This window comes from Arthrobacter sp. sptzw42 (genome assembly GCF_059089685.1).
In genome coordinates, this window is sequence record NZ_JBNHEX010000006.1 from 143163 (window position 1) to 168852 (window position 25690).

At 65.3% G+C, this 25690-nt stretch carries 24 protein-coding genes; 10 read left to right on the forward strand and 14 right to left on the reverse strand.

Features of this window, described 5'->3' with window-relative positions; all coding sequences use genetic code 11:
- The first annotated feature begins 44 nt into the window (after positions 1–44).
- Positions 45–938 (forward strand): TIGR01777 family oxidoreductase, encoded by an 894-nt coding sequence (locus tag AC5RT4_RS10020; protein ID WP_494105617.1) that lies wholly within the window; start codon positions 45–47, stop codon positions 936–938.
- Positions 939–963: 25 nt separating this feature from the next.
- Here AC5RT4_RS10020 and AC5RT4_RS10025 read toward each other — a convergent pair whose 3' ends face one another.
- Complete coding sequence (locus AC5RT4_RS10025; RefSeq protein ID WP_494105618.1) at positions 964–2376, reverse strand: protein kinase domain-containing protein; 1413 nt, start codon at positions 2374–2376, stop codon at positions 964–966.
- Entirely contained in the window at positions 2276–2743 is a 468-nt protein-coding gene (locus AC5RT4_RS10030) for a protein kinase domain-containing protein (RefSeq protein ID WP_494105619.1), read from the reverse strand. The genes AC5RT4_RS10025 and AC5RT4_RS10030 overlap by 101 nt, the downstream gene beginning before the upstream one ends.
- A 140-nt stretch (positions 2744–2883) precedes the next feature.
- On the opposite strand from AC5RT4_RS10030, the gene lipB reads away from it, so the two are divergent.
- The 4 genes from lipB to AC5RT4_RS10050 all read left to right on the forward strand — a co-directional run bounded on the left by lipB (position 2884) and on the right by AC5RT4_RS10050 (position 5863).
- Entirely contained in the window at positions 2884–3552 is a 669-nt protein-coding gene (gene lipB, locus AC5RT4_RS10035) for a lipoyl(octanoyl) transferase LipB (RefSeq protein WP_494105620.1), read from the forward strand.
- Positions 3549–4556: a lipoyl synthase gene (lipA, locus tag AC5RT4_RS10040; protein ID WP_494105621.1), complete on the forward strand. Its 1008-nt coding sequence runs from the start codon at positions 3549–3551 to the stop codon at positions 4554–4556. Before lipB ends, lipA begins: the two co-directional genes overlap by 4 nt.
- Positions 4557–4642: 86 nt before the next feature.
- Positions 4643–5395 carry a DUF4191 domain-containing protein gene (locus AC5RT4_RS10045; protein ID WP_494039455.1) on the forward strand — a complete coding sequence of 251 codons (753 nt, stop codon included), beginning with the start codon at positions 4643–4645 and terminating at the stop codon, positions 5393–5395.
- 81 nt (positions 5396–5476) lie between these two features.
- Positions 5477–5863 carry a DUF3817 domain-containing protein gene (locus tag AC5RT4_RS10050; protein ID WP_494039454.1) on the forward strand — a complete coding sequence of 129 codons (387 nt, stop codon included), beginning with the start codon at positions 5477–5479 and terminating at the stop codon, positions 5861–5863.
- Between the two features lie 11 nt (positions 5864–5874).
- Here the strand turns inward: AC5RT4_RS10050 and AC5RT4_RS10055 are convergent, their stop codons facing one another.
- A complete protein-coding gene (locus AC5RT4_RS10055; RefSeq protein WP_494039453.1) occupies positions 5875–6312 on the reverse strand; it encodes an RDD family protein in 438 nt (145 codons plus the stop codon).
- A gap of 277 nt (positions 6313–6589) precedes the next feature.
- On the opposite strand from AC5RT4_RS10055, the gene glnA (AC5RT4_RS10060) reads away from it, so the two are divergent.
- Entirely contained in the window at positions 6590–8014 is a 1425-nt protein-coding gene (gene glnA / locus AC5RT4_RS10060) for a type I glutamate--ammonia ligase (protein WP_494039452.1), read from the forward strand.
- Positions 8015–8129: 115 nt separating this feature from the next.
- On the opposite strand, the gene AC5RT4_RS10065 is transcribed toward glnA (AC5RT4_RS10060), so the two are convergent.
- The 4 genes from AC5RT4_RS10065 to glnA (AC5RT4_RS10080) all read right to left on the reverse strand — a co-directional run bounded on the left by AC5RT4_RS10065 (position 8130) and on the right by glnA (AC5RT4_RS10080) (position 13753).
- Positions 8130–8303, reverse strand: coding sequence for a hypothetical protein (locus AC5RT4_RS10065; protein ID WP_494105622.1), 174 nt, complete (start codon positions 8301–8303; stop codon positions 8130–8132).
- Between the two features lie 368 nt (positions 8304–8671).
- Positions 8672–9205, reverse strand: coding sequence for a GNAT family N-acetyltransferase (locus tag AC5RT4_RS10070; protein WP_494105623.1), 534 nt, complete (start codon positions 9203–9205; stop codon positions 8672–8674).
- A gap of 186 nt (positions 9206–9391) precedes the next feature.
- Positions 9392–12403, reverse strand: a complete 3012-nt coding sequence (locus AC5RT4_RS10075; protein ID WP_494105624.1) for a bifunctional [glutamine synthetase] adenylyltransferase/[glutamine synthetase]-adenylyl-L-tyrosine phosphorylase — start codon at positions 12401–12403, stop codon at positions 9392–9394.
- A 9-nt stretch (positions 12404–12412) separates the two neighbouring features.
- The gene (gene glnA / locus AC5RT4_RS10080; RefSeq protein WP_494039448.1) at positions 12413–13753 is read right to left on the reverse strand and encodes a type I glutamate--ammonia ligase; all 1341 of its coding nucleotides are present in this window, start codon (positions 13751–13753) and stop codon (positions 12413–12415) included.
- A gap of 257 nt (positions 13754–14010) precedes the next feature.
- Here glnA (AC5RT4_RS10080) and panB point away from each other — a divergent pair, with 257 nt between their 5' ends.
- Positions 14011–14907: a 3-methyl-2-oxobutanoate hydroxymethyltransferase gene (panB, locus tag AC5RT4_RS10085; protein ID WP_494105625.1), complete on the forward strand. Its 897-nt coding sequence runs from the start codon at positions 14011–14013 to the stop codon at positions 14905–14907.
- Between the two features lie 52 nt (positions 14908–14959).
- Here panB and AC5RT4_RS10090 read toward each other — a convergent pair whose 3' ends face one another.
- Positions 14960–15124: an SPOR domain-containing protein gene (locus AC5RT4_RS10090; RefSeq protein WP_494105626.1), complete on the reverse strand. Its 165-nt coding sequence runs from the start codon at positions 15122–15124 to the stop codon at positions 14960–14962.
- 123 nt (positions 15125–15247) lie between these two features.
- Between AC5RT4_RS10090 and map the strand changes: the two genes are divergently transcribed.
- Complete coding sequence (gene map / locus AC5RT4_RS10095; RefSeq protein ID WP_494105627.1) at positions 15248–16126, forward strand: type I methionyl aminopeptidase; 879 nt, start codon at positions 15248–15250, stop codon at positions 16124–16126.
- Between the two features lie 122 nt (positions 16127–16248).
- Positions 16249–17052 carry a polyphosphate--glucose phosphotransferase gene (ppgK, locus tag AC5RT4_RS10100; protein WP_494105628.1) on the forward strand — a complete coding sequence of 268 codons (804 nt, stop codon included), beginning with the start codon at positions 16249–16251 and terminating at the stop codon, positions 17050–17052.
- 147 nt (positions 17053–17199) lie between these two features.
- On the opposite strand, the gene nrdR is transcribed toward ppgK, so the two are convergent.
- From nrdR to AC5RT4_RS10115, 3 genes are all read right to left on the reverse strand, one after another.
- A complete protein-coding gene (gene nrdR / locus AC5RT4_RS10105) occupies positions 17200–17691 on the reverse strand; it encodes a transcriptional regulator NrdR (RefSeq protein WP_494039443.1) in 492 nt (163 codons plus the stop codon).
- Positions 17692–17876: 185 nt separating this feature from the next.
- Positions 17877–19241, reverse strand: coding sequence for a histidinol dehydrogenase (gene hisD, locus AC5RT4_RS10110; RefSeq protein ID WP_494105629.1), 1365 nt, complete (start codon positions 19239–19241; stop codon positions 17877–17879).
- A gap of 4 nt (positions 19242–19245) precedes the next feature.
- Positions 19246–19797, reverse strand: a complete 552-nt coding sequence (locus AC5RT4_RS10115) for a hypothetical protein (protein WP_494105630.1) — start codon at positions 19795–19797, stop codon at positions 19246–19248.
- Positions 19798–19925: 128 nt separating this feature from the next.
- Between AC5RT4_RS10115 and AC5RT4_RS10120 the strand changes: the two genes are divergently transcribed.
- Positions 19926–20426 carry a flavin reductase family protein gene (locus AC5RT4_RS10120; RefSeq protein ID WP_494039440.1) on the forward strand — a complete coding sequence of 167 codons (501 nt, stop codon included), beginning with the start codon at positions 19926–19928 and terminating at the stop codon, positions 20424–20426.
- Between the two features lie 110 nt (positions 20427–20536).
- Here AC5RT4_RS10120 and dnaE read toward each other — a convergent pair whose 3' ends face one another.
- Genes dnaE through lspA form a run of 3 tightly spaced genes read right to left on the reverse strand, consistent with a single transcriptional unit; the run spans position 20537 to position 25622 of the window.
- A complete protein-coding gene (gene dnaE / locus AC5RT4_RS10125; RefSeq protein ID WP_494039439.1) occupies positions 20537–24094 on the reverse strand; it encodes a DNA polymerase III subunit alpha in 3558 nt (1185 codons plus the stop codon).
- A gap of 36 nt (positions 24095–24130) precedes the next feature.
- Entirely contained in the window at positions 24131–25057 is a 927-nt protein-coding gene (locus AC5RT4_RS10130; RefSeq protein WP_494039438.1) for an RluA family pseudouridine synthase, read from the reverse strand.
- Positions 25050–25622 (reverse strand): signal peptidase II, encoded by a 573-nt coding sequence (gene lspA, locus AC5RT4_RS10135; protein ID WP_494105631.1) that lies wholly within the window; start codon positions 25620–25622, stop codon positions 25050–25052. Before lspA ends, AC5RT4_RS10130 begins: the two co-directional genes overlap by 8 nt.
- Positions 25623–25690: the final 68 nt, after the last annotated feature.

A 25690-nucleotide genomic window follows, 5' to 3' on the forward strand; every position in this document is an offset into this window, starting at 1 on the left:
GTTGGAGGTGCCGCGGGCGCGCCAGCCGTGGTGTGATGGACCCCATGCGCATAGTCATCGCCGGCGCCTCCGGGCTGATCGGAACCCACATGTCAGCGGCTTTCCGCGGTGCCGGCCACGAGGTCGTGTCCCTGGTCAGGCGCGAGCCGGCGTCGGCGATGGAAGTACGGTGGAACCCCGCCGCGGGCGAATTGGAACCGGCGGCGCTTGCCGGTGCGGGGGCCGTCATCAATCTGTCCGGCGCGGGCATCGGGGACAGGCCATGGACACGCAGGCGGGTCAAGGAGCTTTTCAGTTCCCGGGTGGACTCCACCCGGACGCTTACACGGGCAATGCGGCAGCTCGACTCTCCACCGCCTGTCTTCATCAGCCAGTCCGGGTCGGGTTACTACGGCGATGCCGGGAACACTGTGCTGCGTGAGAATGCTCCCCAGGGAACCGGGGCCCTCGCCAGTATCTGCGGGGAGTGGGAGGCTGCAGCTGCCACCGCTCCGCAGGGTGTCCGCGTAGTGGTTCCGCGGACCGGGGTGGTCCTCAGCCGTTCCGGCGGCGCCCTGGGCAGGTTGCTTCCGCTGATCCGGCTGGGTGTTGGCGGACCCTTCGGCAATGGCCGCCAATACTGGCCCTGGATAACGCTGCCGGATGTCTCGGCAGCTTTCCTCTTCCTGCTGGAATCCCCACTGACCGGTCCGGTCAACCTTTGTGCCCCCGAGGATGCCGACGTGAACGCCCTGGTGGCTGAGCTGGCCAGGGCGCTGCACCGTCCCGCTGCCCTGCGCGCGCCGGCCCCGGTGCTGCGCCTGGTGATGGGCGACTTGGCTGACGAACTGCTCCTCGCCAGCCAGCGCATGGAGCCTGCCCTTTTGTCCTCTGCGGGTTTTTCCTGGCAGCACCCGACTCTCGCCCAGGCCGCGCAGTGGGTGGCGGGCGGAAGGTAGGGGCTCCTTTTGCAGGAGCGCAGGGTCAGCCGGTGCCGGGAAGGATCTCGCTGACCCGCCACCTGCCGTCCACCGAGACCAGCACCACGCGGAGCCGCTGCCCGGCCGCGGCTGCTCCCGTTGCCATCACATCGCCCTGGCCATCCGTTTCCTCATAAGCGGAAGAGGCCGAGGTAACAGCAACTACCGTGCGGGTCCCGTTACCGCCCTCCTCCGCCTGCACCTCTGTCAGCGTGGTGGAAAATCCGGACAGCCTGCGGCCGGATTCCCGCAGCCGTGCGCTGATGCCGAGATCAGCAGCCGCTGCACCCGAGCCATGCTGGTTCACCTCGTCCAGGAGTTCCAGCTGTCCTCCGCTAAAAGCCAGTGATCTCAGCAGCGCGAGGCCCTGGACAGCTACCGCCGGATCCGGGGACGCTGCCTGCTGCCTTGCAGCCGTCACCGCAAGGGCATGCTGGTCCATTTCGGCAGGAGCGGACTCGCCGGCAGCGGCGGTACCCGGGCCGGCAGGAGCGGACTCGCCGGCAGCGGCGGTACCCGAGCCGGCAGGAGCGGACTCGCCGGCAGCGGCGGTACCCGAGCCGGCAGGAGCGGACTCGCCGGCAGCGGCGGTACCCGGGCCGGCGGTCGAAGGCCCCGACAGCGCAACGGGACCGGCGAAGGTGACACCTCCACCGGACAGCCACCAGGCGGCAGCAACTGCCGCGGCGGCTGCACCGGCAAGAATGCTGCGCCGCAGCCGCCGGCTGCCCCTGGGCCGGGCGTGGCGTCCTGTCCTGAGGGCGTCCGGGGAAGCCTGGGGCATAAGCATCTTCGGCTCGGGAAAGGGCAGCTTTTCCGGGGGAACGAACGGACGTGCCCACTTCGCCGTCGTAAGCCTTCGCCGCAACCCCCTTATCCTCCCGCCGAGCCGGCTGCCGGGGCTTGCCGGCGCATGCAGGCGGGTTACCAGTTCCGGCACAACGGTGGGGTGGACCGCCGGTGCAAGGTCCAGCGGCAGGGGCTCCGCGCTTCGGTAGACCGCCGTGGCCATGGCAGCGGCGGTGGGCCGGAGCCGGCGGTCCTCGTTCAGTCCGGACTCCAAGGCAGCCGCCAGTTCCCGGGGGACCCCGGGAAGCAGGATGGTAAGGGGCGGCCGGTCCGCGGTGCGCTGCGGAGGACGGCCCGTCAGGCAAAACCAACCCAGGGCGGCAGCAGAATAGACGTCGCGTTCAGGCTGCAGCCCGGCACGCACTGCGTCCACCGGCGCCGGGTCCATGAATCCCGGGGTGCCCGCACCGGCCCCAGGGGCAGGATCGCCCAGCATCCGGGCGATGCCGACATCGGAAAGCATCGGCTTACCCTGGCCCGTGAACAGAACGTTGCCCGGGGAGACGTCCGCGTGCGTGAACCCCTTGCCGTGCAGATACGCCAGGACCTGGAAAAGGGGCGTCAGCACCGTCACCGTTTCCCCCAACAGTCAGCTTCCCCCTGGCAGCTACCAGGCTGGCCAGGGACCCGCCGGGCGCATAATCCATGATGAGTGCGGCGCGGCCTTCCACGCCGCTTGCCAGCGGCACAGTGTCATGGGCTTTGATGAGATGCGGGTGATCGAGGACCGACAGGATGCGGATCTCCCGGCGGATTCCTTCTTCAGTCATCACTGCACCGCGCGAAGACCTGCGGGCCGGCGGGCGGAAGCACTTGAGGGCGAACTCCCGGCCGCTGCGTTCCTCCCTTGCCAGCCATACCGAGGCACTGCCGCCGCGTCCCAGCAGCCGTCCTATGGCGTAGCCGGACACCGTCATCCCCTGAAGATCTTCCATGCCCCATGTCTAGTCGAATCCAACTTTGCGTGCAGAAGTTATCCACAGGCTTCGGACACAGAGGCGCACGGCTCGCACACGCACGGTGAGCTTAAGCACTAAACCCGGCCTGTGGCCGCCCAAGGTCTAAGCTGGATGCCATGACTCTTGAGTTTTCACAGCTGGGTCTTGCTCCGGACTACGTCGACTACACCCGCGGTTGGGCCATTCAGAGTGAACTCCATGACAGCGTTGTCGCCGGAAAGGCGCCGAGCACTGTCCTTTTCCTTGAACACGCCCCCGTGTACACGGCGGGCAAACGGACTGAGGACCACGAACGCCCTTTCGACGGCACGCCGGTGGTTCCGGTGGACCGCGGCGGCAAACTGACCTGGCACGGACCCGGCCAGCTGGTGGGTTATCCCATAATCAAACTGAAGAACCGGGCAGGGATTCGCGACTACGTTGAACGCCTCGAATCAGTCATCATCACCGTCCTCGGGGACTACGGCATAGCGGCTGTGCGGATCGCGGGCCGGGCAGGGGTATGGCTCGAAGCGGACGGGAAAGGCCCGGACAGGAAGATCGCCGCTATCGGCATCCGTGTTCATGAGGGCGTCACCATGCACGGGTTTGCCATCAACTGCAACAACGACCTCGCCCCGTACACGCAGATCATTGCCTGCGGTATTACTGACGCCGGGGTCACAACCATCGCCCAGGAAACCGGTTATGACGTCGCCCCTGCTGACCTCGTTTCCAGAATCACCGAAGAACTGCGCAAGAATGAAGACGCCCTGGTCGCTACCCACGAAGGAGCTCTACTGTGACATTGGCACCTGAAGGCCGGAAGCTTTTGCGCGTTGAACAGCGCAACTCGGCTGTCCCGGTGGAGCGGAAGCCGGAGTGGATCAAGGCCAAGGTCCAGATGGGCCCGGAGTTCGTGGGCCTGAAGAACCTGGTGAAGAAAGAGGGCCTGCACACGGTGTGCGAGGAGGCCGGCTGCCCCAACATCTTTGAGTGCTGGGAGGACAAGGAAGCCACGTTCCTGATCGGCGGGTCTGAATGCACGCGGCGGTGTGATTTTTGCCAGATCGATACCGGCAAACCGTCCCCGGTGGACCGGTTTGAACCCACCAAGGTCGCCCGGTCCGTGCAGTCGATGCAGCTGCGCTACGCCACCGTCACCGGGGTGGCCCGCGATGACCTCGAGGACGAGGGAGTGTGGCTGTACGCCGAAACGGTCCGCAAGATCCACGAGTTGAACCCCGGCACCGGCGTTGAACTGCTGATCCCGGACTTCTCCGGCAAGCCCGAGCACATCGCTGCGATCTGCGATTCCCGGCCCGAGGTGTTCGCGCACAACGTCGAGACCGTGCCGCGGATTTTCAAGCGGATCCGGCCCGCGTTCCGCTACGAGCGGTCTCTTGATGTGATCACGCAGGGCCGGAAGCTGGGCATGGTGACAAAGTCCAACCTGATCCTGGGCATGGGCGAAACCCGCGAGGAAATCTCCGAAGCCCTCCGGGACCTGCACGAGGCCGGTTGTGACCTGATCACCATCACCCAGTACCTGCGCCCGAGTGAGCGGCACCTGCCGGTGGACCGCTGGGTCAAGCCGCAGGAATTCGTGGACCTCCAGGACGAGGCCACCGAGATCGGCTTCCTCGGCGTCATGTCCGGACCCCTGGTCCGGTCCTCCTACCGGGCCGGCCGGCTCTGGGCCACCGCGATGCGGAAGAAAGGCTGGGAAATCCCCGCCGAACTGGCCCACATCGAGTCCTCCGGCACCACCCGCCAGGAAGCCAGCTCACTGCTCGCAGCGCATTCCTGACCCTCTAAACGCGTCTCCCCCAAGGGCCGGCACCGGAGAACTCCGGTGCCGGCCCTTCGACTTTGGTCACGTAGAATTGAGGCACTATGGCGAAATCCCCTGATTCCAGCAACCCCACTCCTGCGGGCTCAAGCGCAGTGAAACGTGGCTTCTTCTCCCGCAAGCCGAAAGAAGCAAAGGTCAAGAAACCAAGCCGGCTAAAGCAGATCGGTGAGGTCTTCAACATGACCCGCCGCCACGACCCCATGGTTCCGTGGCTTATGCTGCTGGTTTTCCTCGGCGTTGTTGCTGTCAGCTTCCTCGTGGGCTTCTGGCTGGACAACTGGATCACCGGCTTGATCATCGGCATCCCGCTGGGCCTGCTGGGCGCCACGCTGATTCTCTCCCGCCGCGCCGAACGCGCGGCCTTCGCCCAGATTGAAAACCAGCCCGGCGCGTCGGGCGCTGCACTGGGAACCCTGCGGCGCGGCTGGATCACCGAGGAACAGCCCGTCGCCGTCAACCCCCGCACGCAGGACGCCGTGTTCCGCGCCATCGGACGCCCCGGCGTCGTGCTGGTCAGCGAAGGTCCCACGCACCGGGTAAAGCCCCTGCTGGAGGCAGAGCGCAAGCGCCTTGCGAGGATCCTGCCCAACGTCACCGTGCACGTCATCGAAAGCGGCCGCGGCGAAGGCCAGGTTCCCATCAGCCAGGTGGCCAAGAAGATGGGCAAGCTCAAGAAGGAACTGACCAAGCTTGAGGTCAACGCCGTATCCAAGCGCATTGCTTCGCTGGGCAACAAGCTCCCCATCCCCAAGGGAATTGACCCCTACAAAGCCCGTCCCAACCGCGGACGCTGAAGCAAGCGCCCCGGTTCCGGCACCTGCCGGAACCGGGGCAATTTTTTGACCGGCCAGTGCCCAACGACAGGACAGAACACAGTGGAACAGGACCAGCTGCAACAGGACCAGGTGCAATCCCCCGTGAGGAACGCCGTCCTCCGCGCTTTCCGCATTCTCGCGATCGCCGAAGCATTCAGCTGGGCGGCGCTGCTCGCCGGCATGTACTTCAAGTGGATTGCGCGAACCACGGAGGTTGGTGTGCAGGTAGCAGGGCCCATCCACGGTGCGTTGTTTGTGGGTTACGGGATTGCGGCCCTGATGCTCTGGCGGCTGCAGCGCTGGCCGTTCCCGGTGGCCCTGTTTGCCGGCCTTTCCGCAATCTTCCCGTTTGCCACGCTCTGGTTCGAGCGATGGGCGGGCAAACGCGGATACCTTGCCGCTGCGGCCGCAAGTGCTCCCGCAGCGAAGGAAGCAAGCCGCGTCTGAACACGCTGCTTCTAGCGGCGCAGGAGCAGCGTGTTCATAGCCTTGTCGTGGAGGCCGCGGTGGTCCGGGTCGAAGATAACGGCGGGAACCACCAGGCAGAGCAGCACCGACCTCACCAGCGCAGCGAGCGGTCCGGGGGCTCCTCCGCCGGCCTTCAGCACGTGGATGCCGGCCACGCGGTGGCCGATGCTGTAACCCAGCGTTCCCACCAGGAGGATTTGTTCGACGGCGAAAATCGCCAGGGTGGCCCACGCGTCGCCGGCAAAGGCGTAGTTGCTGATCAGCAACGCGACGCCCCAGTCGATCATAATGGCGATGATCCGGCGCCCGGCGCGGGCAATGGAACCCGGTCCGGACTCCGGCAACCCAAGCCTTTCACCGGGATACTTCGAGATGCCCGAGGTGTCAGGGCCGGTGAGCCAGGAGCCAATGTCTTTGCGATCTACCACCGTCCAAGTTTACCCGGGCAGGCGCAGCCCAGAGTGTGGAAGCAGTTAGACCACAGTGTGGACTGCCGATAGCGTAGCCCTAACAGGGCATTCTGTAACCTGCCCGAAACAATGTGGACACGGACGGGAAATGCCGCGTCCATAGGCTGTTAGCAGTTTCAAGCAAATCCCCCGGCAGGTGCTCAGAGCAGGGAAACCTTGTGTTTTCCCTGCCTTCGGATTGCGCTGGATCAGATGGCTTTCACGCCAGATATTTACATATGCGTTAGGAGCATAGATGTTCACCACTGCGGACGAAGTCCTCAAGTTCATCAAGGACGAAGATATTAAGTTCGTCGATATCCGCTTCACGGATCTGCCGGGTGTCCAGCAGCACTTCAACGTGCCGGCCAAGAGCGTTGACGCCGACTTCTTCATCAACGGCCAGCTCTTCGACGGATCCTCCATCCGCGGCTTCCAGGGCATCGCCGAATCCGACATGCAGCTGATTCCGGACGTCACCACCGCGTTCCTGGACACCTTCCGCATGGAAAAGACCCTCGCGCTGAACTTCTCGATCGTCAACCCGCGCACGGGCGATCCTTACCACCGCGATCCCCGCGGCGTGGCTGAAAAAGCCGAAGCCTACCTCGCCTCCACCGGCATCGCCGACACCGCTTTCTTCGCACCCGAAGCTGAGTTCTTCGTCTTTGACAACGTCCAGTACCAGTCCTCCCCGCAGGGCAGCTTCTACAAGATCGATTCCGAGGAAGCCCACTGGAACACCGGCCGCGAGGAAGAAGGCGGAAACCTCGGCTACAAGACCCCCGTCAAGGGCGGTTACTTCCCGGTCTCCCCCACGGACAAGCAGGCCGACCTGCGCGATGCTATGTGTGTCGCCCTGGACGAAGCCGGTCTTGAGGTTGAACGCAGCCACCACGAAGTTGGTTCCGCCGGCCAGGCTGAGATCAACTACAAGTTCACCACCCTGACCCACGCTGCCGATGACCTGCAGAAGTTCAAGTACGTCATCAAGAACACCGCGGACGCCTGGGGCAAGTCGGTCACCTTCATGCCCAAGCCGGTCTTCGGTGACAACGGCTCCGGCATGCACTGCCACCAGTCGCTGTGGAACGGTGGCGAGCCGCTGTTCTACGACGAGAAGGGCTACGCCGGCCTGTCCGACACCGCCCGCTGGTACATCGGCGGCCTGCTCAAGCACGCTTCCGCCGTCCTGGCCTTCACCAACCCGACGGTGAACTCCTACCGCCGCCTGGTTAAGGGCTTCGAGGCTCCGGTCAACATGGTTTACTCCCAGGGCAACCGCTCCGCCGGTATCCGTATCCCCATCACGGGCAGCAACCCCAAGGCCAAGCGCATTGAGTTCCGCGCACCGGACCCCTCCTCCAACCCGTACCTGGCATTTGCTGCCCAGCTGATGGCCGGCATCGACGGCATCCGCAACCGCATCGAACCGCCGGCACCGATCGACAAGGACCTCTACGAGCTCCCTGCCGAAGAAGCCAAGGACATCCCCAAGGCTCCGGGCACCCTCGAAGAAGCCCTCGAGGCCCTGGCCGAGGACAACGAGTTCCTGCAGGCCGGCGGGGTGTTCACCCAGGACCTGATCGACACCTGGATCGAGTACAAGTACGAAAACGAGATCCGCCCGCTGTCGCTGCGCCCGAACCCCTACGAGTTCGAGCTCTACTACGGCGTCTAGCTGGATCAAGCGGGTGAAGCGGGCATAGTCCGCAGGCAGTCCGCTGGAATGGAATTACTGCAAGGGCCGGTCCCCACGGGACCGGCCCTTGCAGTTCCCGGGCGAAAATGATCCGTCAGCCGGCAAGCGCGCCGGTCCCGAACCAGCCGGGATCGGCAATTTCGTCAGCGGCCATCCCGGCAGGATCCGCCGGCCCTCCCGCCGCGGAACATTGTTCACAGCGGCCAACGAACTGATGCGGGCAATCCATCGGATCCAGCCCGTCCTCGGTGTGTACTGTGATTCGCATGGCACCCTGCCGCTTTCTGGGCCGGCACGCCGGCTTCCCCGTTCAGCAATCCTGGTGCCGGCGGAGGCTGGAGGGGCTACCGAACTTCCAACCTGCCGGCACTCATATCTAACCGTTCCCGACGGTTCCGAACACCAGTAGGCTGTACTCGCCTTTTGCAGGGGCGCCTACGCGTGCCCCGGCCCGGCCACCGGCGGCTGTAGGTGGGGATCCAGCTCCAGACGTGCTGAGACCGGGAGCCGGATCCCCTGACAAGTGCCCCCCGAGACGAAGACTGTGGAAGCCTTCCCCCCAACAAGGTTTGAAGAACACCGCCAATCCACATAATCAAGCAATCCGGGGCTGAGCGCAATGCCGGACCGCCTGGCCTATGCCCGGCCGGACCGGCCGAAGCTCCGGAACATGATGCGCTGGGGTCCTGCTGAGCCCCCGGAGTACTGCCCGCGGTCTTCGAATCCAGCCTTGCGGTAGGCGGACAGTCCCGCCGGGTTCGCCTCGTTGACGGAAAGAACGACGCCGGTCTCACCAGTCCCGTGCCGGTCGCTGAGGTTTGCCGCGGCCGCCACGGCGGCGGCAGCACCCAGCGGACCGAGCCCCTTGCCCTGTTGCCGCCGGTCTATCAGGAAACCCCGCAGCAACCAGGCTGAATCGTCGTCCCGCCAACCCGCAAGCCGGGCTGCCCCGGCCTGCAGGGTGAGGACGCCCACGGCGAGGCCGAGGGACTCTATGACGTACGGACGCCGGGACTCCTCGGCCAGCCCTGCAAGGGCCATCCTGAGCGGATCGCCCACGAACCGCTCCTGGCCCGGCGCAAGTTGCAGTTCCGCCACTGCGCCGAGCTGAATGGCGCGGGCGTCGTCGTCGAGGTCCCGCAGCGGGATCAGCCAGACACCGGCATTCACAACCTTCAGGACGGCGCCCCGGCGTGCGGACTGGAGGAAAAGGCCGGGGCCGCGGAGAAGTCCGCGCAGCGCCCCGGACCCTTGACGGGGAGGTTGACGCGGATATGGGTGGTCATGGGCTCAAGCTAGCACCGGGCCCCTGGCACGTGCCAGCCGCCCGCCGGGGACAACGGCGCGAACGCCACGCTAATGGCCGTAAAAAACCCGTTCAAAAACGGCTCTGGCACGGCGGCTGACCCGAAGGTAGTCCTCTTCCAGGACCGCGGCCTGGCCGGGCTCGTAGCCGCACCAGCGCGCCACCGCTTCCAGGTCGCGCCGCGAAGACGGAAGCAGGTCCGAGGCCTTGCCGTTCCAGATGACGTTGGCGGACCTGATCCGGCTGGCCAGGCGCCAGGCCGACGCCAGCAGGTCGGCGTCGTCCCTGGCCAGCAGACCGGCTTCGGTTGCGGCTTGGAGGGCTTCAATGGTGGAGGTGGTCCGCAGCTCCGGGTGTTTGCCGGCGTGCTGGAGCTGCAGAAGCTGGACCAGCCACTCCACGTCGCTAAGCCCGCCGCGGCCGAGCTTAAGATGCCGTGCAGGGTCCGCGCCGCGGGGCAGGCGTTCAGATTCCACCCTTGCCTTGATCCGCCTGATTTCCCGAACGTCCTGCCCCGAGACCGACTCCGGATACCGGATGGGGTTGATGAGTTCCAGGAAGTCCGCGGCCAGGGCGTCGTCACCGGCCATCGGCCGGGCGCGCAGCAGCGCCTGCGCCTCCCAGATGAGCGACCAGCGCCGGTAGTACTCAGCGAAGGAATCAAGGGAGCGCACCATCGCTCCGTTTTTACCCTCCGGGCGCAGGTCGGCGTCCACCTGCAGCACCCGTTCGGCCATGATCGCCGGTTTCAGGGGCTGGGTCAGGAGGCTGGAAACCTTGGTTACGATCCGTGTTGCCTGCTCCTGCGCCTCCGCCTCGGAGAAGCCCGGCAACGCCCGGTGGACGTACATGACGTCAGCGTCAGACCCGTAACCGATCTCGCGCCCGCCCTGCCGGCCCATGGCAACCACCAGGACAGCGGTCTTCAACGGACCTTTGGCGGATACAACGCCTTCGGCAACGCGCAGGGCGCCCAGTACCGCCGCCCGGTCAGTGTCCGCCAGTGCCGCTCCCACCTGATCCTGGTTCAGCAGCCCGGCAGAATCGGCGATCGCGATCCGGAGAGTCTCCCGCCGCCTGATCAAGCGAATCAGACGCATGGCGCTCTCCGGGTCAGCATGCCTGGACATCTTGGAGGTAATTTCCTGCCATTGGGCCTCGAAGCTGACCGGGACGAGGTCCTTGTCATGGCCAAGCCACGCCACCGATTCGGGAGACACTTCCAGCAGGTCCGCGATCAGCCGCGAATTGGAAAGCACATGGCACAGCCGCTCAGCAGCCGCCTTGGAGTCACGGAGCATCCCCAGATACCAATGGGTGGTTCCCAAAGCCTCGCTGACCCGGCGAAAGGCGAGCAGGCCGCCGTCGGGATCCACTCCTTCAGCAAGCCAGTCGAGCAGGATGGGCAGCAGCTGGCGCTGCAGCGCTGCGCGGCGGCTGACGCCGGCGGTAAGAGCCTCCATGTGGCGCATAGCGCCCTTCGGGTCCCGGTAACCGAGGGCGGCGAGACGGCCCTGCGCTGCTTCCGGGGTAAGCCTGGCGTCCTCGCTGCTGAGTTTCGCGGCGGTGTTGAGCAGGGGCCGGTAGAAGATCCGCTCGTGAAGCTCACGTACTGAGCGCTTGGTCTTCTGCCACGCGGCCAGCAGGGCGTCCGGGTGCGGGCGTTCATTGGAAAACGGCCCCAGCACGGCCTTGGCCAGCGCACGCAGCGCGGGCTCTCCCACCGGCATCAGGTGTGTCCTGCGCAGCTGGAAGAGCTGGATGCGGTGCTCCAGCAGCCGCAGGTACCGGTACGCGTTGTCGAAGGCGGCAGCATCGGTGCGCCCAATGTAACCGCCAGCGGAAAGTGCCGCGATGGCGGAGGTGGTGTCCCGACGCCGCAGGGATTCGTCGGACTTGCCATGGACCAGCTGGAGCAGCTGGACCGTAAACTCAACGTCCCGGAGTCCGCCGCGGCCCAGCTTGATTTGCCGTTGTTCCTCCGCCTGCGGAATATGCTCCGTGACCCGCCGGCGCATGGCCTGCACGGACTCAACGAACCCGTCGCGGCCGGCTGAGCTCCAGATCAGCGGCGCAATGGCGTCCTCGTACTGTTGGCCAAGGGCAGCATCGCCGGCGATGGTGCGGGCCTTTAGCAGCGCCTGGAACTCCCAGCTTTCAGCCCACCGCTCGTAATAGGACCGGTGTGAAGCCAGGGTGCGCACCAGCGGCCCCGACTTCCCCTCGGGCCGGAGGTTTGCGTCCACTTCCCACAGCCCGGGTTCCCGGGCCACGGAGGAAATGGCCCGCGATATGCCGCTGGCCAGGGCCGTGCCGATGGTGCTGGCCTGCGCATCCTCCAGGCTGCCGGCATCCACTACGTAGATTACGTCGACGTCGGAGATGTAGTTCAGCTCCCGGGCCCCGCATTTGCCCATGCCGATGACCGCCAGGCCAATCTCGGCCACCTGCGGGCCGCTGAACTGGCCGGCAGCCTCCGCGCGCGAGACAGCGAGTGCGGCCTCCACCGCTGCGCCGGCAAGGTCTGCCAGTTCCCCGCCCGCCAAGGGAAGGAAGTCCAGCGGATCGGCAGCGCAAAGATCCTTCACCGCAAGGTCCACCAGTCCCCTGCGGTACGCGGTCCGGAGAGCTGCGTAGGCTTCCATGCCGGTGACAGCGGCAATGGGACGGGCGGCACGCGGATCAGCGCCTACGGACGCAAGGAGTTCCGCGCGCAACTTCGCCGGATCCGCCTGCAGCGGCTCGGGGCTGGGCCGGACCTTGAAGGCGTCGAGGTGTTCCGGATGGCGGATGAGGAACTCCCCCAGCGCCTCCGAAGCACCCAGCACGCGGTAGAGCGCTTCACTCGTTTCCGGATCTGCTCCGGCCAGCTCCCGAAGGTCCGGATGCTTTTCGATCAGCCGCACCACGGACTGCAGGGCGGTGTCCGGGCTGGCCGCCATCTGCAGCCCCGCAAAGAGCCGGTCCTCATCCAGTCCTTCGAGCTCACGGGCAGCGAGGAACCGCTCGGCCTTCTCCAGATCACTGAAGCCGGCCGAGATCAGTCGCCGCGCGAGGCTCACCGCCACCTCCTAGAGGATGGCCAGGTTGCGTTGCAGCTCGTAGGGCGTCACCTGGAGCCTGTAGTCCTGCCACTCGGCCCGCTTGTTGCGCAGGAAGTGTTCGAAGACCTGCTCGCCCAGGATCTGCGGCAGGAGTTCGGACTCCTCCATGGTGCGGATGGCGTCATGCAGGCTGGCGGGAAGGGGATCATGCCCCATCGCGCGGCGCTCGGCCGAGCTGAGCGACCAAACGTCGTCCTCGGCGGCCGCAGGCAGGTCGTAACCGCCTTCGATGCCCTTCAGACCGGCCCCAAGGAGGACCGCGTAGGCAAGGTAGGGGTTGGCTGCGGAATCAATCCCGCGGTACTCGATCCGCGCGGACTGGCCCTTGCCCGGCTTGTAAAGGGGAACCCGGACCAGGGCGGAGCGGTTGTTGTGCCCCCAGCTCAGGTAGCTGGGGGCTTCGCCGCCGCCCCACAGCCGTTTGTAGGAGTTGACGAACTGGTTTGTCACGGCAGTGAATTCAGGTGCGTGCTTGAGGATGCCGGCAATGAACTGGCGGGCGGTCTTGGACAGCTGGAATTCCGCGCCGGCCTCGTAAAAAGCGTTCGTGTCACCCTCGAACAGGGAGAAGTGGGTGTGCATGCCGGATCCCGGGTGCGCGGTGAAGGGCTTGGGCATGAATGTGGCGTACGTCCCCTGCTGGAGCGCCACTTCCTTGATGATGGTCCGGAACGTCATGATGTTGTCCGCCGTTTGGAGGGCATCCGCGTAGCGCAGGTCGATTTCGTTCTGCCCGGGTCCTGCCTCGTGATGGCTGAACTCCACGGAGATACCCACGGATTCGAGCATGGTCACGGCCGTGCGGCGGAAATCCTGGGCCACGCCACCGGGAACGTGGTCAAAGTAGCCGCCTTCGTCAACGGGCACCGGCGCGCCGTCCGGCCCCGGTTCCTGGGACTTGAGGAGGTAAAACTCGATCTCGGGGTGCGTGTAGCAGGTGAACCCCATGTCGGCCGCCTTGGCGAGGGTGCGCTTGAGTACGTTGCGGGGATCTGCCGTGGAGGGTTCGCCGTCCGGCGTGAGGATGTCGCAGAACATCCGGGAGGTCTGCTCGGTCTCGCCGCGCCACGGCAGGATCTGGAAGGTGGACGGATCCGGCTGCGCGAGCATGTCGGACTCAAACACGCGGGCGAGGCCTTCGATGGCTGAACCATCAAAACCGAGGCCTTCTTCGAAAGCGCCTTCCACTTCCGCGGGCGCCAGAGCCACGGACTTGAGTGAACCCACGACGTCGGTGAACCACAGCCGCACGAAACGTACGTCGCGCTCTTCGATTGTGCGCAGGACAAACTCTTGCTGGCGGTCCATTAATGGCCTCTTCTCCGGTCAACGTCCATGCCCCGGTCGCGGAAAGCCGGCAGCAGTTCACAAACACTGTACTAAGCAATTGACGCCGGTGCTGGAGCCTGCCAGCCGCGTAACACAGCGTTAACACGAAGGGCGGGGAATCGCGACGCCGGCGGCCGCCGACCGGATCGCCGCCAATCTTCCCCTATGGCGTGAATCACCGCTGAGGTTGACGCTGCCGGTGGCTAGGACCGCGGGTGTCGCACTACGCTCATGCCATGGCCTCAAGCAACAGTTCCGACCAAAGCATGTCCGCCGACGTCCCCGCCCCCTATGGCAGCGGTCCCGGCCAGGGCGCCCCGCCGGCCCCGGAACGGAAGCCGGCCAAAGTGCGGATCCACCACCTCCAGCAGGCCAAGAACGAGGGCACGAAGTTTGCGATGCTCACAGCCTATGAGCAGTACACGGCCGAAATCTTCGACGCCGCCGGCATCGAGGTGCTCCTGGTGGGCGACTCCGCTTCGAACAATGTCTTTGGCAATGAGACCAGCCTTCCGGTCACCGTCGATGAACTGCTGCCCCTGTGCCGGGCAGTGGCGCGATCTGCCAGGCGGGCACTTATTGTGGCCGACCTGCCGTTCGGAAGCTACGAAGTTTCCCCCGAGCAGGCCGTTGCCGCCGGCGTCCGGTTCCTGAAGGAGGGCCTGGCGCACGCCGTCAAGATCGAGGGCGGGAAGTACTACGCTCCCACAGTCCGGGCCATGGTGCAGGCAGGCATTCCCGTAATGGCCCACATCGGCTTCACACCGCAAAGTGAACACGCGCTGGGCGGCTACCGTGTCCAGGGCCGCGGCGACGACGCCCAGCGCCTGATCGACGACGCCGTTGCCCTGGCCGAAGCCGGCGCCTTCAGCGTGCTGATGGAGATGGTGCCGGCGGAGACTGCGGCAGCTGTGGACAGGGCCGTCACCGTTCCCACTGTGGGCATCGGCGCCGGCAAGGAAACCACGGGTCAGGTGCTGGTCTGGCAGGACATGGCCGGACTGCGCGGCGGCCGGATGGCCAAGTTCGTCAAGCAGTACGCGGACCTGCGCAATACGCTCCTGGACGCAGCCGCGTCTTACGGGGAAGATGTCAGGTCCGGCCAGTTCCCCGGGCCCGAGCACTCCTTCTAGCCCAAGGGTCCGGCAGGCAGGCCGGCGGCGCCGGCCTGCCTGCCGCCGGCCTTCAGTCGTCGTCGTCCTTTTCCCAGGTTTCATTGCGGGCGCGGACCTTCTCCAGGGCGTGTTCCGCTTCCTCCCTGGTCTTATAGGGCCCGATCAGCTGGCTCCAGTCGGAGAGCCGGTCCTCCTCGACCTCGTGGGTTTTGATGTTGTACCAATACTCAGTCATCCCTTGTTCCCCGTTCCGGCAGGCAGGGAAGCTGCGGCGTGACGCGCGTAACTTAAACCACTGCGCACGGCAGACGCGGCTCCCGGTTGTTAGGCCTTCTGTGGTGCCTTATATGATCAATCTATGCCTTCCCTTGCCTCGACTGCACCCATCGGCACCCTCACCCCGGGAACCGTCAGCCCGCAGCGTCCCGTACCGGCGTCCATCGCCCGCCCCGAGTATGTCGGCAAGCCGGCACCGGCGAAGTTCACCGGTTCCGAGGTCAAGTCCGCCGAAACTATCGAGAAGATCCGCGTCGCCGCCAAAATCGCCGCGCAGGCCATCGTGGAGGTGGGTAAGCACATTGAGCCGGGCGTCACCACCGATCAGCTGGACAAGGTGGGCCACGAGTTTCTCCTTGACCATCACGCGTATCCTTCCACCCTGGGGTACCGCGGGTTCCCCAAGTCGTTGTGCTCGTCCCTGAACGAGGTCATCTGCCACGGCATCCCGGACACCACGGTGGTCAATGACGGCGACATCCTCAATATCGACATCACGGCCTTCATCGACGGCGTCCATGGCGACACCAATTACACCTTCCTCGTGGGAGATGTTGACGAGGAGTCCCGCCTGCTGGTGGAGCGGACGCAGGAATCCCTGAACCGGGCCATCAAGGCCGTTGCCCCGGGCCGGGAGATCAATGTGATCGGCCGCGCCATCCAGTCGTACGCCAAGCGCTTCGGCTACGGTGTGGTCCGGGATTTCACCGGACACGGCGTAGGCGAAGCCTTCCACACCGGACTCATCATCCCGCACTACGATGCCGCCCCCGCCTACAACACCGTCATAGAGCCCGGGATGGTGTTCACTATCGAACCGATGCTGACCCTGGGCACCGTGGAGTGGGACATGTGGGCCGATGACTGGACCGTTGTCACCCGGGACCGCAAGCGCACTGCCCAGTTTGAGCACACCCTCCTGGTCACCGAGTCCGGCGCGGAGATCCTTACCCTGCCCTGACCCGTGCCCTCCAGCGGTACCGGCCCGGCACCTGTCATCGGCAGGCCGCCGGCCACGCAACACCCCGGGGCCGGCTGCCCGCCGCCCCTTCCCTGCCCGCCCCTGCCACGAACGGAAACCCATTGGCCAAGAAGGACGAAAAGTCGCACAAGAACGCCCCGCTGATCGGCATCGACATCGGAGGCACGGGAATCAAGGGCGGCATCGTCGACCTCAAAAAAGGCAAACTGCTGGGTGAACGGTTCCGCGTTCCCACTCCGCAGCCTGCCACCCCCGAGGCGGTTGCCGAAGCAGTGGCGCTGGTGGTCTCCGAACTCTCGGCCCGCCCCGAAGCCCCTGTTGCCGGCTCCCCCGTAGGGGTCACCTTCCCCGGCATCATCCAGCACGGTGTGGTCCACTCCGCCGCGAACGTGGACAAAAGCTGGCTCAACACGGACATCGACGGCCTCCTGACGGCGCGCCTGGGCCGTCCGGTGGAGGTCATCAACGACGCCGACGCTGCCGGGCTTGCCGAGGCCCGGTACGGTGCGGGCGCGGGCGTGGCCGGCACCGTCCTGGTAATCACCCTCGGAACCGGCATCGGTTCAGCCTTCATCTTCAACGGCCAACTCGTACCCAACGCCGAACTGGGCCACCTGGAAATTGACGGCCATGACGCCGAAACCAAGGCCTCCGCCGTGGCCCGCGAGAGGGACGGCCTGACATGGGACGAGTACAGCGTCCTGCTGCAGCGTTACTTCTCCCACGTCGAGTTCCTGTTCTCTCCCGAACTGTTCATCGTTGGCGGCGGCATTTCCAAGCGTGCGGATGAATATCTGCCCAACCTCAAGCTGCGCACGCCAATCGTGCCGGCAGTCCTGCGGAATGAGGCCGGCATCGTGGGCGCCGCCATCGAAATCGCACTGAAGCATAAGCTCGCGAAGTAGCGGGGGCGCCTCAGCCGGTACGGGATGGGGCGTTCTGGCGGCCACCGGTGCCGGCGGGGGCATCGGTGCCGCCATCGCCAGGCGCCTTGAGCGCGGGCGTGGTGCCGGTGGTGGCTGCGGCTTCCCCTCCAGTGCCACCACCGGAGCTTATAAGGGGCTCTTTTCGGAGCTTTTGGCGCCGTTCGCGCCCTCTGCAGCTTCCTGCCGGAGCAGGGCGATGGCGGTTTCGAAGTCCTCGAGGGATTCGAACGCCTGGTAGACACTCGCGAAGCGAAGGTAGGCCACCTTGTCCAGCTTCTGCAGGGGGCCGAGGATAACGAGTCCCACCTCGTGGGCGTCAATTTCCGCGGCGCCGGAGGAGCGGATTTGCTCTTCGACCTCCTGGGCGAGCAGCGCGAGGTCGTCCTCGCTCACCGGGCGCCCCTGGCAGGCTTTGCGGACACCGTTGATGACCTTGCTGCGGCTAAAGGGCTCCCCTACGCCGGAACGCTTGATCACGGACAAGCTGGTGGTTTCCACCGTGGTGAAGCGGCGTCCGCACTCGGGGCACTGGCGGCGCCGGCGGATGGCTGAGCCGTCGTCCGCCATGCGGCTGTCAACTACCCGGGAATCGGGATTGCGGCAGAACGGACAGTACATGGCGTCCCTTCTTTCGCTGGCTCTTCTTCGCTTGGTGGACGGTTGCTTGTCCAAGCCGCAGGCAAGGCAAGGCCCTGCCCGCAGCGACTTCAGTTTACGTCCGGCACGGAGCTAATCACAACCCTGTAATTACTACATGTAGTGGTGGGCACTACTACATGACGGTGCCTGCCGGCTCTGCGAGCTCAGGAGAAGCGGGCGGTAACCGCCTCGCCGTGGGCCGGAAGGTCTTCCGCGCCGGAGAGGCTGACAATGTGGCCGCTTACTTCCGCCAGCGCCTCCCGGCTGTAGTTCACCACCTGGATGGCCCGCAGGAAGGTTGTGACGTTCAGGCCTGACGAGAAGGCAGCTGTACCGCTGGTGGGCAGGACGTGGTTGGAGCCGGCGCAGTAGTCCCCGAGGCTCACGGGGCTGAAATCACCAACAAAGATGGCACCCGCGTTACGGATCCTGGTGGCCACTGCCGCGGCATCGCGGGTCATGATCTCCAGGTGCTCGGCCGCGTAGGCGTCACAGGCGGCGATGCCCTGTTCCAAACCGTCTACCAGGACCACCCCGGATTGCGGGCCGGACAGCGCTTCCCGGACCCGGGCGGAGTGCTTGGTGGCCGACGCCTGCCGGTCCAGCTCCACCCGGACGGCGGCGGCAAGGTCCTCCGACTCTGTGATCAGCACTGAGGCTGCCTTGGGGTCGTGTTCGGCCTGGCTGATCAGGTCCGCGGCAACCAGGGCAGGCTTGGCCGTGGAGTCCGCCAGGATGGCAATCTCGGTGGTCCCGGCTTCGGAGTCGATGCCCACCGCCCCCTTCACCAGACGCTTGGCCGTCGCAACGAAGATGTTGCCCGGTCCGGTCACTACATCCACCGGGTCCAGTGCCGGACCGGCCTCCGCTGCGGTCACTCCATAGGCGAAGGCTGCGATGGCCTGGGCACCGCCGATGGCGTACACCTCGGTGATGCCCAGCAGGGCGGCGGCGGCAAGAATGGTGGGATGCGGCAGGCCGCCGAACTCCTTTTGCGGAGGCGACGCCAAAGCTATCGACTCCACCCCGGCGGCGAGGGCCGGAACAACGTTCATGATCACGGAGGACGGGTAGACGGCCAGTCCCCCGGGCACGTAGAGCCCCACGCGTGCCACCGGTACCCAGTTCTGGCTCACCAGCGCGCCGTCGCCAAGCTGGACCTCGACGTCGCGGGGCCGCTGGCCGTCCGCGAACCGCCGTGCCCTGCTGATGGATTCCTCCAACGCCCGCCGGACGGCGGGGTCGAGCTGCTGCAGCGCCGCCGCGAGGGCCTCACGCGGGACCAGCGGGTGCTCTTGCGCCACTCCGTCGAAGCGAAGGGCGAGTTCTCCGAGTGCCTCAAAGCCCCGCCGGCGTACAGCAGAGATGATGTCAAGGACCTTCTCTTCGGCGTCAGCCATGGTCTGGCCCTGCGCGCGCGGCACGGCGGCGCGAAGTTCCGCGAGGGTCAGGTTGCGGCCGCGAAGATCAACAGTGCGGAAGTTCACGGTGGCGGCGGGGGTGGCGGGAAAGCCCGAAGAAATGGTCACCGCATTATTTTACGGGCCCGAAGGCAACGTGCCGCGTCCGCCCGGCCCGGCCCTCGTCCTTCCCTCCGCTGTCCTTTTGTCCGAGGAGGTGCATCAGCTCCAGCACAAAGACGGATACTGCAGTAGCAGCGGGCCACAGCAGCAGCACGGGCAGGGAGCGCAACGAAAACGCGATGCTCGCGTTGGCCGAGGCATCCACCGCGGGCCCCCACAGCAGGGCTGAGAGCAGGCCCGCCTGCCAGGCAAGGACAGCGCCGCAGAGAGCCCCGGCCAGCCCCATCAGTAGGGCGGCCTGCGGATCCTGGCGCTTTTTGTCCGCCACAAACACGGCCAGCAGGCACCCGGCGAAGACGAGGATCGCGGCCAGCGTCAGGTCCCTCGGCAACCAGACCAGCGGATTGGTTCCGGCCGCGAGGCCGGGATCCCTGGTGATCAGGTTCAGGCCGCCGGGCGCCAGGAGCCACCAGAGGATTCCCGCGGGCACTCCCGCCGCTGCCGGAACCGCGAGCATGGCCCAGGGCAGCCGCGGACCTGTGCGGCGGGTTGGTTTCATCATGCAACAAACCTTAACAAATGTTCCGCCGGGCCAACGGCCGGACGTGGGGCTTCAACTGATTCCCTGCCTGGCCAACCGGCCCATAGGCTTAGAGGAGAACACACATCCACCCACGATCAGGAGTTCCCGTGACCGCAAATGACGTGCCGTTCGAGCGGACGTTCAGGGAGATGTTCCGCCGCCATGCCGCGGGTGTTGCCATCATCACGGTCAATTACCAGGACAGCCCGTTCGGATTTACCGCCACTTCCGTAGCATCGCTGTCAGCGCAGCCACCCCGTTTCACCTTCAACATGGCCCGCAGTTCCCGGTCCTGGCCCGCCGTGGCGAACACCACCTACCTCGGCGTCCACATGCTGGGGCTGGAGAACCTGCAACTCGCTGACAGGTTCGCAGGGGCCGGCAACCGGTTTGAAGGCGACCACTGGGACGTCGGGCCGCACGGTGTACCCGTACTGAAGGACGTGGCCGGCTGGCTGATCGGCGAGGTGCAGATGCGCCTTTCCTTCGAGAACAACGCAGTTGTAGTGGTGCAGGTGGTGGACGGCCAGGTAGGCGGGGACGGGTTGCCCCTCCTTTACCACGGGGGCGCCTACAGCCAGCCCGCGCCCCTCGACTACGAGATTTAGAAGGCCCACCCTGCCGCCCCTTCTGGCCAGTCAGGGCTGGTGCCCCGGCCTGGCGTTAAGACGGCACCTGACGACGGCGGAAAGTTCCGCCGTCGTCTGGCCGGCGTCGGTCAGGCGTCCAGGCAGGCGGGGCCGAGCAGTACCTTCAGATCACCAAAAAGGGACGGGCTCGGGTTCACGCGGAGGTGGACCGGCAGGCCCATGATCTCAGTCCGGGTGTCGCCCTGCAGGTGCAGGCGCACTTCGGAGTTCCCGCGGTGCGTCCGGAGCACATCGCCCAATTCAGTGACCACTGCTTCCGTGGCTTTGTGGGTGGGCATAGTGATCACCAGCGGTCCGTTCAGCCCTTCGCTCAGGTCCGGCACCGACAATTCCATGCAGTTGAGGGTGATAGCGCCGTCGTCCCGCTTCTGCAGGCGGCCCTTGACCACCACGATCAGGTCCTCTGCGAGCACCGAGGCGATGGGTCCGTAAACCTGGCCGAAGAACATCACTTCCATGGAACCGCCGAGGTCCTCGACCTCTGCCCGGGCGTAGGCGTTGCCGCTGGCCTTCGCGATGCGCCTGCTGAGCGAGGTGATCATGCCGGCGATGGTGATGATGGCGCCGTCCTGCGGCCCGTCCTCGCCCAGTACGGACGTGATGGTCATTTCGGCGTGCTGGCTCAGCACCCCTTCGAGGCCCTGCAGCGGGTGGTCCGAGACATAAAGTCCCAGCATGTCCCGCTCAAAGGAAAGCTTGTCCTTTTTCTCCCACTCCGGCAGGTCCGGAATCTCGATGCTGAGCGATGACTCCGATTCGGCTTCCTCGAAGCCGGCGAAGAGGTCGAACTGGCCGATCGCTTCATTCCGTTTGAGCGTGATGACCGAATCGATGGCCTCTTCATGGATCATGGCCAAGGCGCGGCGGTGATGGCCCAGGGAGTCGAAGGCACCGGACTTGATCAGCGATTCAATGGTCCGCTTGTTGCAGACCACCGCGGGCACCTTCATCAGGTAGTCCTTGAAGGACGTGTAGGCGCCCTCACTCTCGCGGGCGGCCACCATGGCTTCCACCACGTTAACGCCGACGTTGCGGATGGCCCCCATGCCAAAGCGGATGTCGTTGCCGACCGGAGTGAAGTTTAAGGCCGACTCGTTGACGTCCGGCGGGAGCACGGTGATACCCATGCGCCGGCATTCATTGAGGTAGATGGCGGACTTGTCCTTGTCATCGCCCACGGACGTGAGCAACGCGGCCATGTACTCCGGGGCGTAATGGGCCTTGAGGTACGCGGTCCAGTAGGAGATCACTCCATATGCCGCTGAGTGGGCCTTGTTGAACGCGTAGTCGGAGAAGGGCAGCAGGATGTCCCAGAGGGTCTTCACGGCCTCCATGGAGTAGCCGTTGTCCTGCATGCCCTGGGAAAAACCGGCGAACTGCTTGTCCAGCTCGGATTTTTTCTTTTTGCCCATGGCGCGCCGGAGGATGTCTGCCTGTCCCAGCGAGTAACCGGCGAGCTTCTGGGCCACGGCCATCACCTGCTCCTGGTACACAATCAGGCCGTAGGTTCCGCCCAGGATCTCCGCGAGCGGTTCCTTCAGTTCGGGGTGGATGGGGATGACTTCCTGGATTCCGTTCTTGCGCAGCGCGTAGTCCGTGTGGGCGTTGGCACCCATCGGCCCCGGCCGGTACAGCGCGAGCACTGCCGAGATGTCTTCGAAGTTGTCAGGCTTCATCAGCTTGAGCAGTGAGCGCATCGGCCCGCCGTCGAGCTGGAACACGCCCAGGGTGTCACCGCGGGCCAACAGTTCGTAGGACGGGGCGTCGTCGAGTTCCAAGGACTCCAAGTCCAGGTCGATGCCGCGGTTCATCTTGATGTTTTCCAGGGCGTCGGAAATGATCGTGAGGTTCCGCAGACCCAGGAAGTCCATCTTGATCAGGCCCAGGCCCTCGCAGGTGGGGTAATCGAACTGCGTGATTACCTGGCCGTCCTGGATGCGGCGCATGATGGGGATGACGTCGATGATCGGGTCCGAGGACATGATCACACCGGCGGCGTGGACGCCCCACTGCCGCTTCAGCCCCTCGATGCCCAGCGCGGTCTCGAACACCTTGGCCGCTTCGGGGTCCGTGCTGACCAGTTGCCGGAAGTCACCGGCTTCGCCGTAGCGCTTGGCTTCCGGGTTCTGGATATCGGCCAACGGAATGTCCTTGGCCATCACGGCCGGGGGCAGTGCCTTGGTCAGCTGCTCGCCCATGCTGAAGGGGTACCCCAGTACGCGTGAGGAGTCCTTGAGGGCCTGCTTCGTTTTGATGGTTCCGTAAGTGACGATCATGGCCACGCGCTCATCGCCGTACTTGCGGGTCACGTAGTCGATGACTTCAGAGCGGCGCCGGTCATCGAAGTCGACGTCGAAGTCAGGCATGGAGACGCGGTCCGGGTTCAGGAACCGCTCGAAGATGAGTCCGTGGCGCAGCGGGTCAAGGTCGGTGATGCGCATGGCGTAGGCCACCATGGACCCCGCACCGGAACCACGTCCGGGACCCACGCGGATGCCGTTGTTCTTGGCCCAGTTGATGAAGTCCGCCACCACCAGGAAGTAGCCGGGGAACCCCATGGAAGTAATGACGCCAAGCTCGTAGTCGGCCTGCGCGCGCACTTCGTCCGGAACGCCGCCGGGATAGCGGTACTCCAGGCCCTTGGCCACTTCCTTGACCAGCCAGGAGGTCTCGTCCTCCCCCGGCGGGCAGGGGAACCGCGGCATGTAGTTGGCGCCGGTGTTGAAGGAAACCTCGCACCGTTCGGCGATGAGGAGGGTGTTGTCGCAGGCCTCCGGGTGGTCCCGGAACAGCTCCCTCATCTCCTGCGGCGACTTCAGGTAGTAACCGCTGCCGGAGAAGGCGAAGCGGGAACCGCCGTTGTCGTACGTGGGTTCCAGGAGGGTGGAACCGGACTGGATGGCCAGCAGCGCCTCGTGGGCTTTGGCGTCGTGCTCGTGCGTGTAGTGGAGGTCATTGGTGGCGACGAGGGGAAGGTTCAGGTCCTTGGCCAGGCGGAGCAGGTCCCCGGTGACGCGGCGTTCAATGTCCAGGCCATGGTCCATCAGTTCGCAGAAGTAATTCTCGGCACCAAAAATGTCGCGGAACTCGGAAGCCGCTTCCAGCGCTTCGCGGTATTGGCCCAGCCGCAGGCGGGTCTGTACTTCCCCTGACGGGCAGCCCGTGGTGGCAATGAGCCCTTCGGAGTAGGTGTTGAGCAGCTCACGGTCCAGGCGTGGCCACTTGCCGAATACGGCGTCCAGCGAGGCGATGGACGAGGCCCGGAACAGGTTCCGCATGCCTGCGTTGTTGTAGCTGAGCAAGGTCATGTGGGTGTAGGAACCACCGCCGGAGATGTCGTCCTTGCGCTGGTGCTCCTCGCCCCAGCGCACACGGCTTTTGTCGCCGCGGGCCGTTCCGGGCGTCACGTAGGCCTCGACGCCGATGATCGGCTTGATCCCCTTGTCCGTGGCCTTCTTCCAAAAGTCGAAAGCACCGAAGAGGTAGCCGTGGTCCGTGGTGGCGATGGCGGGCATGCCCAGCCGTTCGGTTTCGTCGAACAGCTCGCCGAGCCTTGCGGCACCGTCCAGCATTGAATACTCGGTGTGGTTGTGGAGATGGACAAACGAGTCGTTGCTGGAAGTCACCGCACTATTCTATGCGCCGGGCACCCCTGCCGCAGGTCAGGCCCGCCCGGACTCCAGCACTTCGAGGGCAAACGCAAGGTCCTGCGGGTAGTCACTGATGACCCGGACGGGATCTCCCGTCACCGGGTGTTCGAAGCCGAGCTCGCGGGCGTGCAGCCACTGCCGGGTCAGGCCGAGCGTGGCAGCGAGGCGGGGGTCAGCGCCGTAGGTGAGGTCACCGGCGCACGGATGGCGCAGGGCCGAGAAATGCACGCGGATCTGGTGGGTGCGGCCGGTCTCCAGGTGCACTTCCACCAAACTGGCCTTGCCAAACGCTTCCACCACTTCGTAGTGGGTGACCGAAGGGCGGCCGTCCTCGATGACTGCGAACCGCCAGTCATGCCCCGGGTGGCGGCCGATCGGTGCGTCGATGGTGCCGGTCAGCGGGTCGGGCAGGCCCTGGACCACTGCGTGGTAAACCTTGTCCACGGTGCGTTCCTTGAATGCCCGCTTCAGGGCAGTGTAGGCGCGTTCAGATTTGGCCACCACCATCGCTCCCGAGGTTCCGACGTCGAGCCGGTGGACAATTCCTGCCCGCTCCGGCGAGCCGGAGGTGGAGATGCGGTACCCGGCGCCGGCCAAACCGCCCACAACGGTGGGACCCACCCAGCCCGGAGAGGGATGGGCGGCAACACCAACGGGTTTGTCCACAACGACGAAATCGTCGTCGTCCAGCAGGATCTTCAGGCCTTCCACAACTTCCTCCACGACTTCCAGGGGGTCACGCCGTTCCGGCAGGCTCACCTGAAGGACGTCTCCGGCTACCAGCTTTGCTGACTTTCCCAGCGCTTTGCCTTTGCTGAGGACGTTGCCTTCAGCGATAAGGGTGGCCGCAAGTGAGCGCGAGATGCCCATCAGTGCAGCAAGGCCGGCGTCGGCGCGGGAACCGGCATACTCTTCTGCGACGACGATGCGTTCAGGCATCGCCGGGCTTTTCCTTGTGGCCGGACGTCAGCCGGGTTCCGTCCAGGGTGATTCCGCGCAGTGTCAGGATGCAGATGATGGTGACGGCCGAGACGACAGCGGAGTCGGCGATGTTGAAGATCGCGAAATTCGGCAGCTGGATGAAGTCGACCACGTGGCCCATGCCGAAGGACGGCTCCCGGAAAAGCCTGTCGGTGAGGTTGCCCAGGGCGCCGCCGAGCAGCAGTCCGAGGGCGAGCGACCACCATTTCGAGCCCAGCTTGCGGACCTGGAACAGGATGGCCACAGCAACCGCGGCCATGATGATGGAGAACACCCACGTGACATTTTCTCCGATGGAAAACGCAGCCCCGGAGTTCCGGATGAAGTACCAGTGCAGCAGCGGCGGAAAGACCGGAATCCGCTCGCCTTCCACCATGGTGGAAGTAACCCAGATTTTAGTCAGCTGGTCCAGGACATAGGCGAAAGCTGCGACTCCCACAAAGAGGGACAGCAGTACGGCCTTCCGGGGGCGCTGCGAAGGCGGTACGGGGCGGGCGGGGTCGGCGGCGAGTTCGTCAGTCATGGTGCTTTCATCTAAGAAACCTGGTTCAATGCCAAAAAGCCGGTGGCCGAGGAATCCCCAGCCACCGG